Source organism: Butyrivibrio sp. NATIVEDY162 (genome assembly GCF_045999815.1).
Lineage (GTDB): Bacteria > Bacillota > Clostridia > Lachnospirales > Lachnospiraceae > Butyrivibrio.
Genome location: NZ_CP172574.1, coordinates 364243 through 381860 on the forward strand (window position 1 = coordinate 364243; position 17618 = coordinate 381860).

The following is a 17618-nucleotide window of genomic DNA, read 5'->3' on the forward strand; positions in this document are numbered from 1 at the left end:
TCAGAATAAATGAAGAATCCCATTGATCTGATATGAGCATTGAAGCCTGAACACAGTTGCTGCGTCGTTTAGATCAATGTCTGTAATTTCTGTAATCTTGGTCATCCTGTAATTCATGGTGTTTCTATGTAGGAATAGTGCATCTGCAGTATCCTTTATGGAGCAGGACAGGCTCAGAAAGACCTTTAAGGTTTCAACAAGATCTGAGTCGTGCTCAAGGTCATAACGGTGAAGCTTATATAGAGCGGGATGTATATAAGACTGCAAAAGGCTTATATCCGATACATGGTTAAGAAGATGGTAAAATCTGTAGTCTTCATATCTGTGTACTTTAGACGGATTTCCAATTTGTTTTCCTATACGATATGCCTCTTGAGCATATTGGAAACTCTGAGGGAAAAGAGAAGCCGAATTAAACTCCGGGCTTATTCCTACATCCGATACATTTTTTAGAAGTTCATCGTTATTTTCTATGTCACCTATTATGCCGACATATGAAGAGATAACAACAACAAGTTCTCTGAAGATGAATATTGTGTTCCCGGGTATCATGGAGTCAAGAGTTCTTTTGATAAAAAAGAGCTCATGTCTTGAGTGATGGATTGGCTTTAATACCACACAAAACGTATGCTCAGGTAGTTTGGGCAGCATTTTCTCAGTACTCTTTAAATCTTCCTCACTTCCATCAAGAAGCTTAATATACATATCCGTATCGTCCTTTGACAGATCAGGATATGTATTATGTATATTGATAAAAGCTGACAAAAATTCACTTATCTTTGGCAGATATGTCTTGTGAAATGATGTAAGACCACGGTTGTTATCGAGCAAAACAAGATATGCTACCGGCCTGTTTTCTATGAAAAGCTGTGAAGCCAGTTTCTCTTCTGTAGAGCTGGTGCATGTGACCTGAAAGCAGGCAGAAGTCTTGGGAAGACTCTGGGCAGGCATAAGCTCGTTCATTGCATTAATAAACTCAAAAGTGCAGGATCCTTTTTCTATATATCGCTGCCACAAAGGGTCAGTGATGGATACGGAAGTGGAGTGCGCAAGAACTTTAAATCCTAAGTCTGCAAGAACAATGGATCTGTCCAGGAAAAGGGCAGATTTGTTTATGAGCTCCGTTATGGAGATATTTTCCTTGGACAGCTCTTTCAGATGCCTGAATCTGCTCTCGTGGTCAGTGGCTCTGAAAAATGCAGAAGTAAGAGCGTTCATACAGTTCATCATCTCTTTATCTGTTGTATATATAAATGAGATATTTTCAGGAAGTCCTTTTGTTGTTGTGAGAATACAGGGGGATTTTTCAGTTTCTCTGATAGTATCAGTATCCACTTTTCCAATATAGAGGCACGAAGGATCATCTAATGGCATGCCATCAGATAAAAATGAAAAGTGCGTAAGTTCCGGATTTGAATTCCCTACGTTTATGCTGCAGTTGCAGCTTTTCTTCATTATTTCAGCTATTTCTTCAAAGTTCATAAAATCCATCTCCATTTGTGTTGTGCATCAAGCACAATATATGCTCATCTGTTTATGCAGGCAAAATCTAGACCATTATTTTATAGCCCAGTAAAATTATTGTATTCATTGATGTTCATGGATGCAACTCTAAATCGAAACATTGTTGTAGTCTATGCACAATAAGTAGCATTTATATGTTTAAAGGAGGTACTTATGGCTTACGAAAAATTGTTTAAAAGTGGGCGTATAGGGGGCGTGCGAATCAAGAACCGCACAGTAATGCCTGCGATGGGAGTTTCGCTGGCAGATCCAACAGGAGAAGCTAACGAGCACATTATCAGATACTACGAAGACCGAGCAAAAGGCGGTGTGGGTCTCATTATCACTGAAATCACAAGAGTAGATGAGGTAGAAGGTATTGGTACACCTAATCAGCTGGGAGCTACAGATTCCAGACATGTTCCTCATCTCGAGAGGCTTGCTGAGCGTGTACACAAATATGGAACAAAAATCCTTGTTCAGCTTCAGCATCCAGGAAGGGAAAATAAATCATCCATGATAGGCGGCAGACAGATTGTTGCTCCTTCACCTGTTATGTGTAAGGTTACTAAGGAAATGCCAAGGGAGATGACAACAGAAGAGTGTTCAGCACTTGTAAAGAATTTTATCAAGGGTGCTGTCATCTGCCAGAAGGCCGGCATGGACGGAATCGAGCTTCACGCAGCTCATGGCTACCTTTTAAATGAATTCCTTTCTCCATATACAAATAAGAGAACGGACAGATATGGCGGATCTTTTGACAACAGAATAAGAATTCTTGAGGAGATAATCACAGGTATAAGATACATGTGTGGTCCCAGATTCCTTATTTCAGTGAGAATTTCAGCTGATGAATTTGTAGAAGGCGGATTAAAGCTTGAGGATACAATCAAGATTGCAAGAACACTTGAGAGCTTCGGCATCGACTGTATCAACGTTTCAAGCGGTATCTATGAATCTGCTACAACAATTATCGAGCCTTCTTCATATCCTCAGGGATGGAAGAAACATCTCGCATCCGCTATCAAGAAAAATGTAAAGATTCCGGTAATTGCAACAAATAACATCAAGGATCCTGAAGTTGCAGAAGCACTTCTTGAGGAGGGCGTTTGTGATTATATTGCTCTTGGCCGTGCTCATCTTGCTGATCCCGAATGGGCAAACAAGGCTAAGGAAGGCAGAGGCGATGAGATCAACAAGTGTATCGGATGTCTATACTGCTTCACTGCACTTTCAGACGGAGGACATATCAAATGTGCCGTTAACCCCAAGTGCGGAAGAGAAGTTGACTATAGCTGCGTAGAAAAGACTGGCAATGGCAGAAAGGTTGCTATCATAGGTGGAGGCCCTGCTGGAATGGTTTCAGCACTCACACTTAAGGAGAGAGGTTTTGAGCCTGTAATTTTTGAAAAGGCAGACTCTCTTGGCGGACAGCTTAATATTGCAACAAAGCCTATCATGAAGGAAAAGCTTCAGGCTTATCTTGATTCTCTTGTTTGCAGAATCAAGAAAAACAACATCGAAGTCAGACTTAATACAGAAGGCACTGTAGATGCTGTAAAGGCACTTGATCCCACAGCTGTTTTTGTTGCGACTGGTGGAACACCTATCGTTCCCAGACTTCCCGGAGTTGATGGCGCTAATGTTATCACTGCTGAAGAATATCTGATGGGCAAAAAGGAAGTAAAGGGCGACGTTGTCGTAATTGGCGGCGGTGTAACAGGTATGGAGACTGCTGAGACCATTGCAACAAGAGGCGAAAATAAAGTTACTCTTGTAGAGATGACAAAAGACATCGGAAGAGGTCTTTACCGCTCTGTGATCGCTGATTTCACCATCAGATTCGGAAAACTTGGTGTAAATGTCATGACAAGACAGCAGTTCATGTCTGCAGATGAAGAATCAGTTGTTGTAATGAATACAGTAACAAGACAGATGACAAAAATTCCTGCTGGTACAGTAGTTCTTGCACTTGGAGTACGCTCAAATGATGTATCAGCACAGTTTGAAGAGAACTTTGACAATGTAATAGTACTCGGCGATGCAAACTTCCCCGGAAGAATTGCGGAAGCTACAACAGATGCACTTGGCAGAGCATCAACACTATAAAGGGGAGGTTTTCAGATGAAAGAATTCAAGAATAAAGTTGCACTGATAACCGGTGCAGCAAATGGTTTTGGTAAAGAATTTTTAAAAGAAGCATCAAGGAGAGGCATGCGCATCGCTGCTCTTGATATCGAAAAGGACGAAGTAGAAGCAGCTGCCAAGGAAGCAAAAGAGCTTGGAGCTGCAGAAATCTTCACTATCCAGGCAGATGTAACAAAGGTAGAAGACTGTGAGAGAGCGGTTGATGAAGTTATTGAAAAATTCGGCGCGATTGACCTTCTTATGAATAACGCAGGTGTTGTGGTTCCTGGTGATATCTGGGACACACCGGTTCGAGACTGGGAGTGGATCACACACGCTAACTTCCTTAGCCATGTTTACTTCATGCACAAGGTTATTCCGATCATGATGAAGCAGGGTACACACTGCAATATCGTGAACACATGCTCAGTAGCAGGACTTATCACTTCAAATGGAATGCCCGCTTATCACGCTACAAAGCATGCTGCAGTTGCACTTTCTGAAAGTGTTAGCTATGACCTTCAGGCAAAAGGCGCAGATATTTCCGTTAGCATATATTGTCCGGGATTTGTTCAGACAGACCTTCACCATGCTGAAAGACACCGCCCTGAGCAGTACAAGGATGCATCTGATCCTTACTACACAAGCAAGGAATTCGCTATGGGTCAGAAAATAGCAGAGCAGGTTATTGTAACAGGTATGCCTATAGATTCTGTGGGAATGAGAGTATTTAATGCTATAGAAGAGGATCAGTTCTATATCCTTACTCACCCTATCTATACGACCCTTATCGGTAAACGTGTGACAGACATGCTTGCAGGAAAAGGACCAAACCTCATGGAACTTCGCGGAAAATAATCAAAGCAAAGGGCTGTCAAAATGATGGCCCTTTTTCTTTATATACCCAGGCAAAGAATATCCGCATTATTGATAGCCTCTGTAATCATAATATTGCTATTTTGGACAACATTAATTACATATACATAATTTGCTTTCAAATTCATTTGTTCTGCAGTGTATATATTAATGGCCTTTTCAACAATAAAAGGAGTATTACAGTATTGACATACCGCAACATCACGATCCTCATTGATTTTCAAATTTGCCCCGCAATTAGGGCATTTTCCCATTACAAAACCCATATAATGAACCTCTCATGACTATAAGCTTTATAAATAGTGGTTAGCTTCATCTAAACTTATTTTGTCATTTTTGTCCTGTATTCTTTAGGTGTCATATGAAATTGCTTTTCAAACAGAGAATAGAAATGTGTCCGGTTGGAAAACTGCAGGTTCTGGGCAATAGATGTGATGGATGCTTTGGTTGTTGTCAGATCTTCTGCAGCTTTTTTTAGGCAAAATGTCATACCATAATCATAAAGGCACATGCCTGTAAATTTGTTCACGATTCTGTTGAGATAATCGCCACTGTAGTTTAGTGCTTTTTCAAGTTCTGCACGGCTAATTCTGCCATTCTTCTCATTCATAAGATGGTCTATACGGCTGAAAAGAAGCTGGTCGTTTCCCATACCCATTTCAACCTCAGTACAGTGATAATTAACATTGGAGGATATGAAATACAGAAGCTCACTAAGAAGACTCCTCATTTTATATGAGGATCCAAAGTGAGAAAACATCATTGTATTCAGCATTTCAGTGGTCAATTCACCAAGCTGCACTAAGCCAGACGACCTATTAAATGCTGGTATCATATCCAGATATGCTTTGCGGTCAGGGTTATCCAGATCAGATATGATGAATTTGTATAGATCACTCTTCATAAATTCTTTTTCTGAATGGAACGAAGAATGTTCTGCTACTGTAAACAGCTCACCTATCATGCTTGTTGATAGTCCAACAAACAGAATACTGGCTTCAGTATCAAAGTTTTCTGCATGCCTTATTCCTCTGTTTATAAGGCAGCATGTCCCTGCTGGATATTTGTAATCAATATCCTCGATTCTTTGTGTTAAGGTCCCACTTAGGACAATCATAATCTCATAATAATCATGAAAATGCAGGGGATGGTCGTGAAAAGCCCTGTCGTGACCATAAAAAGAATCTCTTGCATAGAATGACGCATCCTCTGAGAAGGTAATTGCGTTCATATAGTCATTTTCTCCGGTCCCGCTACAGAACTCGTACGTTATCTGATACGGTAGTTTTAACTGATAATAATTTGAATCACTTCCGGTATTTATATTGAACGAAGCGTTAGGATTAGTGCTGGTTATATAATCTTTTGATATCTCTTTTAACATATTTCTAGGCTCCTATTCATTCCCATATATGATACAAATTCTAACACGGAAGTCGGTTCGTGTCATTGTTTTGGATTCTCTAAGACTATAGAATCTTAATCAAGACAGATGCATGAATCATAGTAAATATCAGACATAGACACGATTCAAGTATCAGAAAAGAGGCATGGGTATGATAAAAAAATTGAAACGACACTGGATGCTACTAGTGATGCTTTTACCAGCACTCATATATGTTATAGTTTTCAGTTACATTCCAATGACAGGAATAATAATGGCATTTAAGAAATATCAGTATAACGGCGGGATATATCTTTCACCCTGGAATGGTCTTAACAATTTCAAGGCGCTACTTATCTCAGGGAAGCTGTTTCAGGTAACAAGGAACACGCTCCTATATAACATAGCATTTATAGCTTTTGGCGTTGTATTTGAGATGGGAAGTGCGATCCTTCTGAACGAGATCATACACAAGGCTTTTAAGAAAACAGTGCAGTCCCTGATGTTCCTTCCATATTTTATTAGCTGGGTTGTCGCAGGAGCCATAATCTACAATGTTTTCAATTATGAGCGGGGAGTATTCAATAACGTAGTAACAGCATTAGGCGGAACACCTTTTGACCTTTATAACACACCCGGGGCATGGCCTTTTGTCCTTATCTTTTTAAAGTTATGGAAACAGACCGGATATGGTTCAGTTGTATATCTGGCGGCGATAACCGGTATGGATCAGGAAATGTTTGAAGCCGCTTCGATCGATGGCGCTTCTGCATGGCAGAAGATAAGATACCTTACAATTCCCTCCCTCCTACCAACGATGATGATCCTTGTACTTCTTGGTATAGGAAACATCTTCCGCGGAGATTTCGGGTTGTTCTACCAGACCGTTAAGAGCAATGCACTCCTTCAGCCGATGACGGATGTTATAGACACATATGTGTTCAGACTTCTGATCGACAATGGGAATGTGGGAGTGTCTGCAGCGGCTGGTCTGTATCAGTCAGTTCTTTGCTTCATAACCATCATGGTATGCAACAGGCTGGTTAAAAAAGCAAATCCTGATTACGCACTTTATTAAGGAGGTGGCAAATGTCTGCTGATGTTATAAGCCTTACGGAAGGCTCAGATATTGAAGATATAGGAATGCCTGCTAAAACAGGTGAAAAGAAGAAAAAGAAGGTAAGCCGTGACCAGATGGCTGTAAATGTGGTCGGTTCAGTAGTAGTCGGATTGTTCGCTCTTATATGCGTTATCCCTTTTTACCTGATAATAGTTGCATCAATCACAAGTGAGACATCACTGATAAGGGATGGCTATCCATTGATTCCAAAGCTTTCGGAGCTAAGCCTTCAAAGCTATGCGCTGTGCCTTAAGAACCCCACAGCAATACTTAAATCTTATGGGATGACAATAAGTGTGACAGCTATAGGAACATTTCTTTCTGTCCTTATGGCGACAATGACAGGATATGTGCTGAGCAGGAAGGATTTCCCCTGGAGAAACCAGTTTTCATTTTTCTTTTTCTTCACAACGCTTTTTAATGGTGGACTGGTTCCGTGGTATCTGATGTGCACACGCTATCTGAATTTTAAAAACAGTATCATTGGACTCATTCTTCCATTGATGTTTTCTGTATGGAACATGATCATTGCAAAATCTTTCATGGCAGGTATTCCCGCAGAGATAACAGAGTCTGCAAAAATCGATGGTGCAAACGACATAACCATATTTGCAAAGCTGATACTTCCACTGAGCAAGCCTCTTATAGCAACGCTTTCGCTGTTTGCAGCACTTGCATACTGGAATGACTGGTATAACTGCATGCTGTTTGTAACAAATGATGATATGTTCACTTTGCAGTACTACCTTCAGAGGATCCTGGGGAGTGCAGAGGCGATGAGGATAGTGGCTGAAAAGTCAGGCATTGCGCTTCCATCCATACCACTTGAGGGAATGAAGATGGCAATGACTATAATCGCGACAGGTCCGATAGTGCTGTTGTATCCCTTTGTCCAGAGATATTTTGTCAAGGGACTTACGATAGGAGCGGTCAAGGGATGATGAGATTTTAGGGAAGAAATCTTTGATATATGTGTAATGAAAAATAGTTAGGATTACCCTTAAGGGGTTAAAGAGTTAAAGGAGGACAAATAATAATGAGAAAGAAGGTATTGTCAGTAATTCTGAGCATGATTATGACAGCATCCATGCTTGCAGGATGTGGATCAGCTTCAAGTGAAACAGAAAGCGGGAGTATGGAAAACGCAGGAGATATAGAGATAAAGGACGAAGCTACTGCAACGTCAGCATCTGTATCGCTTGATGAGCTTCCTGCAAAAATAGGAGAAGGGATCGTAAAAGCTACTCCTGAAATGTATGGGGATGTAGATCTGTCTGAGCATAAGACCGTGAATATTACGCTCATAGGTGATACGCCTGCTGCGTGGGATGATGTTCTTGCAAAGACAAATGAATATCTCGAGCCCTTTAATACAGAAGTGGAAGTAAGTTTTCTCAGCTGGTCAGATTATCAGCAGATGTATCCGCTTACTCTTACTGGCGGTCAGGTAGATCTTATCTTCACCGCACCATGGTGTTTTATGTACACGGAGGCTGCAAAAGGATCGTTCTACGTGCTTGATACCGACTTTATTTCAAAAAACATGCCTCTCACAAGCAGATTCCAGGCAGCTGAGAGTTGGGATGAGACAACAATTTCCGGTCAGACAATTGCGGTTCCTTCAAACCAGGCATCACCTATGGGCAAGATAGTCGCAATAAGACAGGATCTTGCAGATAAATATGGTATCAGTTCACTTGATAACTGGGATGATTACATGAATTATGCAAAGACTATCGCTGAAAAAGAGACACCGGAAAGCGGAATTTATGCGCTTGCAGCTTCGGGTGATAACAACGAACTCTGGGACTTATACAGACAGCAGGAGGATACATTCCTTGCTCTTGACAGTGATTACTTTGACCTTATCTATAACTATAAAGAGGGCTCACTGCCTGAAGCATCTGATATCAAGCTTGTATATGAGACAGATCTTTTCAAAAGCTATGCCAATGACATGAAGGAACTGGCAGATGCGGGAGCATGGAGCAGAAGTGCCCTTACAAACACTGTTACCGATGACGATGCTTTTGGAAATCTTCAGGGTGCATCAATCGCATGGAATACCTCAGTATTCACGTATATAGAACAGGCAGAGCAGACTGAGGGGGTAGTTGGTGCTGCTTATGACCTTACAAAGAACAATCTTGTAGGCTGTGAATGTTATTCAAATAATGACATGGCCATAGCTGCGGGAAGTGCTGATCCTGCTAGAGCAGCAATGGTACTGGATATTCTGAAGTGTGATACATATCTTAACCATCTCTGGATTCTTGGAGTAGAAGATGAGCACTATACGATAAATGATGCGGGCGAATATACGGAAACTGATAAGGCAGGAGATTTTGCTGCATATGCGATTTCTGCATCATGGGCTATCAAAAATGGGGATCTTAAAGAAGCAGGTGGTGATCCCAGGGCTGAAAAGGTAACAGAAAGCTGGGAGGAGAGGGTAGTTAATAATCCTACAGTAACATTTGTATTTGATGATTCAAATGTGGCTGATTACAAGGCGGCTGTAAGTGCTGTGCTTAATGACTATGTACCCATGCTGGAGCTTGGACTTGTAGATGATGTGGATTCTACAATAGATGAGATGATCAAAGCTTGCTATGATTCAGGCCTTCAGAACGTTCTTGATGAATTCAGCACACAGTATGATGCATGGAAAGCAACGAGATAAATAATACAAACGGAAAAGCCGCCATGTGCGGCTTTTCTAAAATAACAAGAATAAAGGACTACTGATGATGAAGAATAAATTTGCATATGGGGCTGATCTTGGATGGATGACCCAGCTTGAGGACAGGGGATTTAAATGGGTTAATGAAAAAGGTAAAAATGTATCGTGTCTGGAGGCAGTAAAGGAAAAAGGTACTGATTCAGTGAGATTCAGGATATTTGTCGATCCTCCAAGGGAAGGCTATGTTGAGGAAAAAGACGGGACTATGGTAATGCTTGGATACTGCGATGCATCAAGGGTGGCTGAGGCCGCTTTAAGGGCAAAAAGAGCCGGCATGCGCATTATGCTGGATTTTCATTATAGTGATGAATTTGCAGATCCAAAAAAACAGTATATTCCCAAGGCATGGGCCGGACTATCCCATGAGGAGTTATGTAAAAAGGTTGGCGAGCATACTGAAAATGTTCTGAACATCATGAAAGATATGGGTATATCTCCTGAATGGGTTCAGGTTGGAAATGAGATAAATCCAGGGATGATGCATCCTATGGGGGATCTTGAAAAACATCCTGTACAGCTGGTTGAATACATAAACAGTGGGTATCTGGCTGTAAAAAGGGTATTTCCGGATTGTAAAGTTGTTCTTCACCTTGCAAGCGGTCAGCATCCTGACTGGGTAATGCCTTTTTTGGAAAACTTTTTTGATAATGGTGGGCTGACAGATATACTTGGATTTTCGGATTACCCATACTGGTGTGACCTGATAAATAAGGAGAATCCTGAAGAAAATGTCGATTCAAGTATAAGCAACTGGACAAGATGTATTGATATGTACAGGGAAAGATTCCATAGACCTGTTATGATAGCAGAAATAGGCGGACCGGAATATGAGGCTGAAGAAACAAGACAGCTCATAGGAGACACAATAAGGATGCTTAAGAGAGTACCGGATAATGAAGGGCTTGGTATTTTTTACTGGGAACCGGAGGTGTGCTCAGAAGTTCTTCCGGATTCATATCCACTTGGTGCTTCAAAGCTGACAAAGAATTATACCCTTCAGCTTACGGAAGCGCTGTCAGCATATAAGGATGCGTAAATCAGGCATCTTATGGAGGTATGTGAATGAACAGGATGTTTACATTTTCACCTGCCTGTTCCCTGATGTAGGCAACAGCTTTAACAGATTGGATTCGTCCCACAGAATTTATTGATTTTAGCGTATATGCAAAATAACAAAGAGACTAGGCAGTGTTATGGAAATCTCAATAGCATTGTCTGGTCTCGCCTATTAATGAATAAGGGAATATAATAAAAGAGCACTTTGCAACACTTAACCGGTAGGAGATTTATCTGTGGCAAGAGAACTATCTGAAAAAGAGCAGAATGAGTATAACAAAATGATACAGGGAGCTAAGCAACTCAATCTTTTTGGAGAAGAAGAGAGCTTGATGCAAGGGATTTTATCATAGACCGCCCTGTGAAACAGAAGATGAAATGTAATAATACCAATTTATTAGAAAAATAATTCATAGCATCCGGAGGTACACATGAGTAGATTAAAAGATTTGAGGACATATATCGACAATGAACTGGCTAACATTACTGACTCCGACAAAAGGGCTAGCGCAACAGCTCATCTTTACGGCGTATCACTTGCGGCAACAATTCTCGCAAAGAAGCGCGGACTTAATGAGGAATTAGGTGCTATGTCAGGAATGCTTCACGATCTTCATGCATATAAGAGTGGTTCATATGATGACCACGCCCATCTCGGAGCAGATCTGGCAAGAAAGATTCTTGAAGAACTTGGCATCACTTCAAAAGAAGAAACTGATATCATTTGCTCTGCCATATACCATCACGATGATAAACTCGTGACAGATTCTCCAATGGATGAACTTCTAAAGGATGCAGATGTTATTGACCACTGTTTTAAAGATTCATCGAAGCCTGTAAAAGAAAAAGAGCAGAAAAGATATGACGCTCTCTGCAAAGAATTGGGGCTGTGACCATTTCATGGAATATATAGATGTATATACAAGGGATGGGATCCCTACAGGAAAAATTAAAGAAAAACATGAAGTTAAGATCCCCGGCGAGTATTACAGACATGTACTAATCATAATGAAAACTGCGGATTCTCCCACACCCGGAGAAGGTGAAGGGATATACGTAGTACAGCAGCGCTCGCTTAAAGCCAGATATTATGCCGGTAAATGGGACATGACCGGTGGAGGAGTACGTTCCGGGGAAACACCTGGTGAAGCTGCAGTAAGGGAACTTTCTGAAGAACTGGGTATTGTCGCCAATCCACAGGATCTAAAACTTGCCTTTGACTACATAAAGGACTGAATGTCTATGAAGATTTTGATGCATACAACTATTATGTAAAGCGCTGTTGTAATGGAAAGGATCCATTTGACAACAAGAAACGTGCAAGTTTAATGAGCAGGTTAAGCAAGGGAACAGATAAGACATCCATTACTTACCTTTGATGATAGTAGCAAGCCTGCAATGGATTTTCCGGTGCCTAAATGGTGCCGGGAACCCCTTGCAACTTTGTCCAAAATGGACATGCAAGTTTGTCCATTAATACTTTGCAACTTTTTCCAAAAAGGTCTTGCAAAAAACAATTTATATAACACTTTTCTATCTTCAATTCATATATAGACTCATTTCAATTATAAAATTATAGGTATGAAATTTCTCATGAAGCTTGCCTCGAATTATATAGACACAATTGTAGTTTAGTTTATCTGCAGAAATGCAATCAATGCAGTCTTTCCTGAAAGAAATTGTACTGCCATCTTCAAATGAAAGCTTTATATTTTCATCAGTATTATAGTAGGAGATGATCTTTTTATAAATGCTTAAATTGCTATTATGGCTCTGTAACTACTGTTCTGATTTGATAGATAAAGATCCAGAAGAGTATACAGTCGAAAAATTACATGAATGGAAAAAGCAAGCAGAGGAAAATGCCAGAATAATACTGCACAAAATGCCTGAAGAAGCTGATAAGACTTCAGCAACCGATACTCCTGTAATTGAGACCATCGATGATTCACATCGTAGCAAAAAACAATTTACAATAGATATCTCTGTGGATGATAACAGAAAGATAATCAACGAAAGTGAGCTCAAGAGGAATCTCCTCCTTTTTATGAGTTTGGAAGAAGAAATGGATATTCAGGTTAACGTAGAATCATCCCAAGGAACTGCTTTTACAGAGCTATATGAACGCATACAAAATAAGCTTAATAATGGAGAGGCGTTAACAGAAGCCGAAGAAAAAAATTTTAAGGATATAATAAGGGGAAAACGTCGTAACGAAGTCGTAAATAAAAGGCATAAAATTGCTTGTGAGTTGTTCTTACGAGATACGAAGGTTCTGAATGTATATTGCAGTGAACTTAAGGATTACTTATTTATACTATCGGGAATTGTTGGCTATGATCCGGCTCTGTTATGTAGTCCTAACCATTTTGAAAACGCAGGAATATGTTTTAAGCTAATGCAAAGCAACAAGCGGGAATTTCATTTTATCGCCTATATTCCAAGGGAAACATTAAAAAATATGGGAATGTCTGCAGAGACCTGGACTGGTGAAATAATGCTTAAGGACATCTATTCTTTTGACTATGACACCGTTAAACGTATTCTGGTTTATTTTTACTTAGATTTGGCTTGGGAAGCTATTCAGAGGGATCCTGATATACTGACAGATAAGAGGGCGTTGAACATCGGTAATTACATGCCCTTTCCAAATTAACTTCTATATTGATACCTTTGGGTGAAGCTTAAGCCGCCCTTGATATCTTTTACCCCTCATAGTAGAACCGCAGGATCTGTTCCTCCGCTCCGGTAAAGCGTCGCTACCTTTGCTGGATTTTTATCCTTCTGACCTCGGGCTCAGCCTTGGTAAAGCATCGCTACCGTGGCTGCCCTTTTCTTATGTTCTGATCGGATAATACTCCCGGAACTATCACAAAATTATCACAACATGTAAACGCAGGAATAATCAGTGCTTTCAGGGATTTATAGACATCTATTTCGCCTATCTGACAATGTATTTGCACTATCTCATTAAGTAAAATGAGCATATACAAAAGATTACTTCTATTACTGAGATTTTTACCATATAATTGAAGCTTGGGGGAATTTTATCATTTGGAGGGAAACAAGTATGACAAAAAGAAATGTTGGATGGGTTCTTGTTATCATCGGCTTATTCATGCTGTTCAAGATGGTACGCGTATCATCATTCGGATTCTACAGGATCGGCAGGGTAAGCACTTCTGCAATAGTTCTGGTTCTTCTTATAATTTCAGCAATAGCAGTAGTAGTTAATAAAAACAAATTTACATGGGGATGTTTTGTGATGTCGCTGTGCCTATTAGTTGTAGCGCTCGTTCTTGGAACAGAGCTATATTTTGCATATTCATCGCTTACAGACATCCTGCTTGTATTCGTTCCGGTAGTAGTTGGCACTGGACTCATCATCAAGAGCACTTTTGAGAAGCATCATAAAAAAGCTATTAAGTATGAGTACTGATATGAAAAAATATCTTGAATTATATAGTAAAAGAATGTGCATGATAGCCCTATTCTATCTTATAAATTTTGGGCTATGGGAACTTATCGCACCAATTATTTCTGGTGAATGGGCATCATTCATGGTATACGTGTTACTCTTTGTGATTGTATTATTGATGTTTCACAAGGAGCTTAAAGATGAATTGCTTGAGATTGCTACTAGAAAATTGAAGGACGGGAGATTTTATCTGAGATGGCTGATTGTTTTGGTAATTGATTTAGCTCTGACTATGTTTGTTCTCTGGATAGCTAATACCTATTGTAATGCTATTCTGCCGGTTAATAATGAGAACGTAAAGAATCAGCTGAATGCAGTTCCTTTGGCATTTGGCGTGATACAGGGATGCGTATTTGCTCCCATAATTGAAGAAATGGTGTTTCGCTACAGCGTTATTGGCAGACCGGAAAGAAAATGCATGTGGCTTGTTCTTACAATGGTTTCCATTGTTTTATTTGACTGCATACATATCGTAGCTCCATTGGAATTCTTCTATTATCTGGCTCCGGCAGTTATCTTAACGCTGTTCTATGACTGGAATAAAAACATTTTTGCTTCCATATTGCTGCATTCATCGATTAATGTTGTTGGGTATTTGGCACTGCTGGCAGGGGTACTGTGATTAAGTGACATTGATTTAAACACTTTATCATACACATGAAATGACTATTACAAGAGGATATGAGGTTCGACACATGATTATATATGCAACCAGAGAGAGCATATGCAATGGAGACGATGATCAGAAAGCCATGGTCTTAGAGTATCAGGAGGGCGAAATGCTTTCTTCATTTCTCCGGCACAAAGTCGCAGCTTATCTTCCATATACAAGAAGCTTAACCGTATGGACTGTTTACATGGGGGCAAATGAAGACCAGGACTTAGCTGAACGAGAAAGCACCGAAAAGAAAGCGGCTTTTATTCATAAGGTTGAGAATCGTTGCACAAAGGTTGAAATACGCGGCGGAGACAGACCAGTAAGCAGTTTTGGAGTGGAAGAACTTTATTGCGCGGTATATAGGTAATGGTAGCAGCAATACACGCAAGTCGGGTAGCCAATGCTAGACATAAGCAATGGGAAAGAAATAAAGGGATATACTACTGAGGAGACCACTGTCATATGAATATTGCAGAAGCTAAAGCCATTTATCAAAAATATAATTGCTCCTTTTTCTCGATATACAGGGAAGAAGGTTCCAAGTGTGTAGAATACTTGGAAACACATGTCCCACGAGAATTAAGGAGAAAATGGGCAATGGAACTTTTTAAAAAATATCTCCTGGTATTTGAAGAAGCTCCTTCTGTTTTTACTAATTACTTTAATGTCTCCAGCATTCTGGGCAATCATCACGATGAGGAATTTCTTAAGATGTATGTCAATACACTAAAGAAGTTAAATCTGGCTCCTGAGATGCGGTTGCATGTGTGTGATGATATCCTTGGTATGCGAAATCTTAATACCCGGATAGGTATTCTTGATTATGCGCAGGATACAAAGAATAAAAGACTGTTTGATTTTCTTTTGGACTATGTTCATGGCTTTCTTAATTGTCCAATAGAAATCGCCGATGACCGCAAAAGCCGTTATGAGACAATGAAAGATATAGCTACTGAATACGATAAGATTCAGGCCAGGGGACTATGAAATGCTATGGCTCTATTATTGGAATGATAAAAGAAGCTATCAGCGTTTCATTAAAGGAACAAAAATCTTGAAACAAGGAAAAGGTTTGAAATGACTAATGTTATCATTCACGTTTGGGGATACGGTTATTTTATCCTGCCTATTATCTGCATTTTCACATTGATTCTTATTCGAAAAAGATGGATATACTCCATTTTTACAGTAACAATGTCGGCCGTATTTGCATGGATGGCATTACAAAATATCTATTACAGAGCTCAGTTTAGTGACGATGTGGGTGGCATTGCCTTAGCAATGATACTATTTCCAGGGCTCTACATTTTAATCGGGATAGTATTGCTGATTGTTGGCATGATTGTTCTTACATTAAAGAAGAAAAGGAGAATCGGAGAAGATACTAATGTTGATTAACAATGATGAACAGTATTGTGCTATATGGGACAGAGTCTATAACGAGCTTGGCTTTAAGCCTTCCTGCGATTACAGGGGGGCATTCGCTTCGAGTGCCATTCCCTTTTAAGCTGGAAGAACCATACGTTGTATACGGTTTTGATGATATGACAGACGATCAGATAGATCTTGTTACTGAGACGATGAAAAAGAGGCTTACTTTTTGATAGCGTAAATTATATCTGTTAAAAAGATCTGGTTGATTCTCTTAGGTGTATAGTATGCTCAACAGGTATAAAACGTCTGTTTTCGGTTCCGGAGAGCAGTCTGCACATTGCTTCACCAGCCTCAATTCCCATCTTTCTTGCGTCTACATGAGCTGCTGAAATTGTTGGAGAATGGTGGGAGAGCGCTTTACTGTCATAGCATGAAGCAAGAAGAATATCTTTAGGAACCGAGATTCCATTCTGGGTTAATATATCATATGTCCAAATCGTGGTTACTTCATCTCCGCAGATTATTCCATCTGCGCGTCTTTGTATCGCTGTTTCTACAGCAATTTTACAGGAACTAAAGCTTTCGATATCTTTGAATATAATATTGGGATTAGGTTCCAAACGATAATCGGTCATTCCCATGAGTACACCATCTAATCGATTTTTATTCACGGTATAATTTATATTCCCGCAAATAAAGGAAATGTTTTTACAACCGCAATTAACAAGATTTGAACAGAGCTCTCTACATGCCAGCAAATTGTTTGAATCAACCATCAACGCATTTTTTACACCAGATCCTACTACAACGACAGGGATATTTTTCTTCTTCAAATACGGGTGACTTTTTTCTCCGGAAATTGCGCGCAAAAAAATCACACCATCCAAATCTCCACGCTCAGCAGCAGGTCTTAATGGTTCATATTCATCAGTGTTACATAAAATCAGAAGTGTTTCATAGTTATGGTCAGCTAAAGCAGAGGCTGCTCCTAACAGACATTGATGAAAGAAATCTGATTCATAAAGCAAATCCCTTGCCATGACAACGCCAATATTATGACTATGATTAGTTGGCTGTATAAAGGTGTCAAGTCGCCTTTGTGATGGCGTCGAATACCCAAGTTCTTCAGCAATTTCAATAACTTTTTTTCTGGTTTCTTTTGAAACTCGCCCTGTGCCTGAAAGGGCTCGAGAAACAGTCGTGGTCGATATATTTAAAATTCTTGCTATTTCATTAAGGTTTGTCTTGTCATTCATAATGGTTTGATTATACGGAGTTGAAATATACTATTCAAGGGTT

The 17618-nt window shown here is 40.0% G+C and carries 18 protein-coding genes; 14 read left to right on the forward strand and 4 right to left on the reverse strand.

The window, feature by feature from the left end; all coding sequences use genetic code 11:
- Complete coding sequence (locus ACHCNF_RS17780; protein ID WP_408072386.1) at nucleotides 1–1482, reverse strand: PucR family transcriptional regulator; 1482 nt, start codon at nucleotides 1480–1482, stop codon at nucleotides 1–3.
- 195 nt (nucleotides 1483–1677) lie between these two features.
- On the opposite strand from ACHCNF_RS17780, the gene ACHCNF_RS17785 reads away from it, so the two are divergent.
- Together ACHCNF_RS17785 and ACHCNF_RS17790 are read left to right on the forward strand one after the other, a co-directional pair.
- Nucleotides 1678–3612 (forward strand): oxidoreductase, encoded by a 1935-nt coding sequence (locus ACHCNF_RS17785; protein WP_408072387.1) that lies wholly within the window; start codon nucleotides 1678–1680, stop codon nucleotides 3610–3612.
- Nucleotides 3613–3627: 15 nt separating this feature from the next.
- On the forward strand, nucleotides 3628–4488 hold the full coding sequence (locus ACHCNF_RS17790) for an SDR family NAD(P)-dependent oxidoreductase (RefSeq protein ID WP_026512190.1): 861 nt from the start codon (nucleotides 3628–3630) through the stop codon (nucleotides 4486–4488).
- 38 nt (nucleotides 4489–4526) lie between these two features.
- Here ACHCNF_RS17790 and ACHCNF_RS17795 read toward each other — a convergent pair whose 3' ends face one another.
- Together ACHCNF_RS17795 and ACHCNF_RS17800 are read right to left on the reverse strand one after the other, a co-directional pair.
- The gene (locus ACHCNF_RS17795; RefSeq protein WP_408072388.1) at nucleotides 4527–4772 is read right to left on the reverse strand and encodes a TFIIB-type zinc ribbon-containing protein; all 246 of its coding nucleotides are present in this window, start codon (nucleotides 4770–4772) and stop codon (nucleotides 4527–4529) included.
- A 56-nt stretch (nucleotides 4773–4828) separates the two neighbouring features.
- Nucleotides 4829–5890 carry an AraC family transcriptional regulator gene (locus ACHCNF_RS17800; RefSeq protein ID WP_408072389.1) on the reverse strand — a complete coding sequence of 354 codons (1062 nt, stop codon included), beginning with the start codon at nucleotides 5888–5890 and terminating at the stop codon, nucleotides 4829–4831.
- Nucleotides 5891–6062: 172 nt separating this feature from the next.
- On the opposite strand from ACHCNF_RS17800, the gene ACHCNF_RS17805 reads away from it, so the two are divergent.
- The 12 genes from ACHCNF_RS17805 to ACHCNF_RS17860 all read left to right on the forward strand — a co-directional run bounded on the left by ACHCNF_RS17805 (nucleotide 6063) and on the right by ACHCNF_RS17860 (nucleotide 16343).
- A complete protein-coding gene (locus tag ACHCNF_RS17805) occupies nucleotides 6063–6968 on the forward strand; it encodes an ABC transporter permease (RefSeq protein ID WP_408072390.1) in 906 nt (301 codons plus the stop codon).
- 11 nt (nucleotides 6969–6979) lie between these two features.
- Nucleotides 6980–7951, forward strand: a complete 972-nt coding sequence (locus tag ACHCNF_RS17810) for a carbohydrate ABC transporter permease (protein WP_408072391.1) — start codon at nucleotides 6980–6982, stop codon at nucleotides 7949–7951.
- A gap of 95 nt (nucleotides 7952–8046) precedes the next feature.
- Nucleotides 8047–9693: a DUF3502 domain-containing protein gene (locus tag ACHCNF_RS17815; RefSeq protein WP_408072392.1), complete on the forward strand. Its 1647-nt coding sequence runs from the start codon at nucleotides 8047–8049 to the stop codon at nucleotides 9691–9693.
- Between the two features lie 64 nt (nucleotides 9694–9757).
- On the forward strand, nucleotides 9758–10789 hold the full coding sequence (locus ACHCNF_RS17820; RefSeq protein WP_408072393.1) for a glycosyl hydrolase 53 family protein: 1032 nt from the start codon (nucleotides 9758–9760) through the stop codon (nucleotides 10787–10789).
- Between the two features lie 451 nt (nucleotides 10790–11240).
- Nucleotides 11241–11702 (forward strand): HD domain-containing protein, encoded by a 462-nt coding sequence (locus ACHCNF_RS17825; protein ID WP_408072394.1) that lies wholly within the window; start codon nucleotides 11241–11243, stop codon nucleotides 11700–11702.
- Between the two features lie 7 nt (nucleotides 11703–11709).
- Nucleotides 11710–12045, forward strand: a complete 336-nt coding sequence (locus ACHCNF_RS17830; RefSeq protein WP_408072395.1) for an NUDIX domain-containing protein — start codon at nucleotides 11710–11712, stop codon at nucleotides 12043–12045.
- A 556-nt stretch (nucleotides 12046–12601) separates the two neighbouring features.
- Nucleotides 12602–13465, forward strand: coding sequence for a hypothetical protein (locus ACHCNF_RS17835; protein ID WP_408072396.1), 864 nt, complete (start codon nucleotides 12602–12604; stop codon nucleotides 13463–13465).
- A gap of 414 nt (nucleotides 13466–13879) precedes the next feature.
- Nucleotides 13880–14248 carry a hypothetical protein gene (locus ACHCNF_RS17840; RefSeq protein WP_408072397.1) on the forward strand — a complete coding sequence of 123 codons (369 nt, stop codon included), beginning with the start codon at nucleotides 13880–13882 and terminating at the stop codon, nucleotides 14246–14248.
- Nucleotide 14249: 1 nt separating this feature from the next.
- Complete coding sequence (locus ACHCNF_RS17845; RefSeq protein ID WP_026491910.1) at nucleotides 14250–14909, forward strand: CPBP family intramembrane glutamic endopeptidase; 660 nt, start codon at nucleotides 14250–14252, stop codon at nucleotides 14907–14909.
- A gap of 73 nt (nucleotides 14910–14982) precedes the next feature.
- Nucleotides 14983–15312 carry a hypothetical protein gene (locus tag ACHCNF_RS17850; RefSeq protein ID WP_026491909.1) on the forward strand — a complete coding sequence of 110 codons (330 nt, stop codon included), beginning with the start codon at nucleotides 14983–14985 and terminating at the stop codon, nucleotides 15310–15312.
- Nucleotides 15313–15542: 230 nt separating this feature from the next.
- Nucleotides 15543–15932, forward strand: coding sequence for a hypothetical protein (locus tag ACHCNF_RS17855; RefSeq protein WP_408072398.1), 390 nt, complete (start codon nucleotides 15543–15545; stop codon nucleotides 15930–15932).
- A 90-nt stretch (nucleotides 15933–16022) separates the two neighbouring features.
- Nucleotides 16023–16343, forward strand: coding sequence for a hypothetical protein (locus tag ACHCNF_RS17860; protein ID WP_026491906.1), 321 nt, complete (start codon nucleotides 16023–16025; stop codon nucleotides 16341–16343).
- A 224-nt stretch (nucleotides 16344–16567) separates the two neighbouring features.
- Here ACHCNF_RS17860 and ACHCNF_RS17865 read toward each other — a convergent pair whose 3' ends face one another.
- Entirely contained in the window at nucleotides 16568–17575 is a 1008-nt protein-coding gene (locus tag ACHCNF_RS17865) for a LacI family DNA-binding transcriptional regulator (RefSeq protein WP_026491904.1), read from the reverse strand.
- Between the last annotated feature and the right edge of the window lie 43 nt (nucleotides 17576–17618).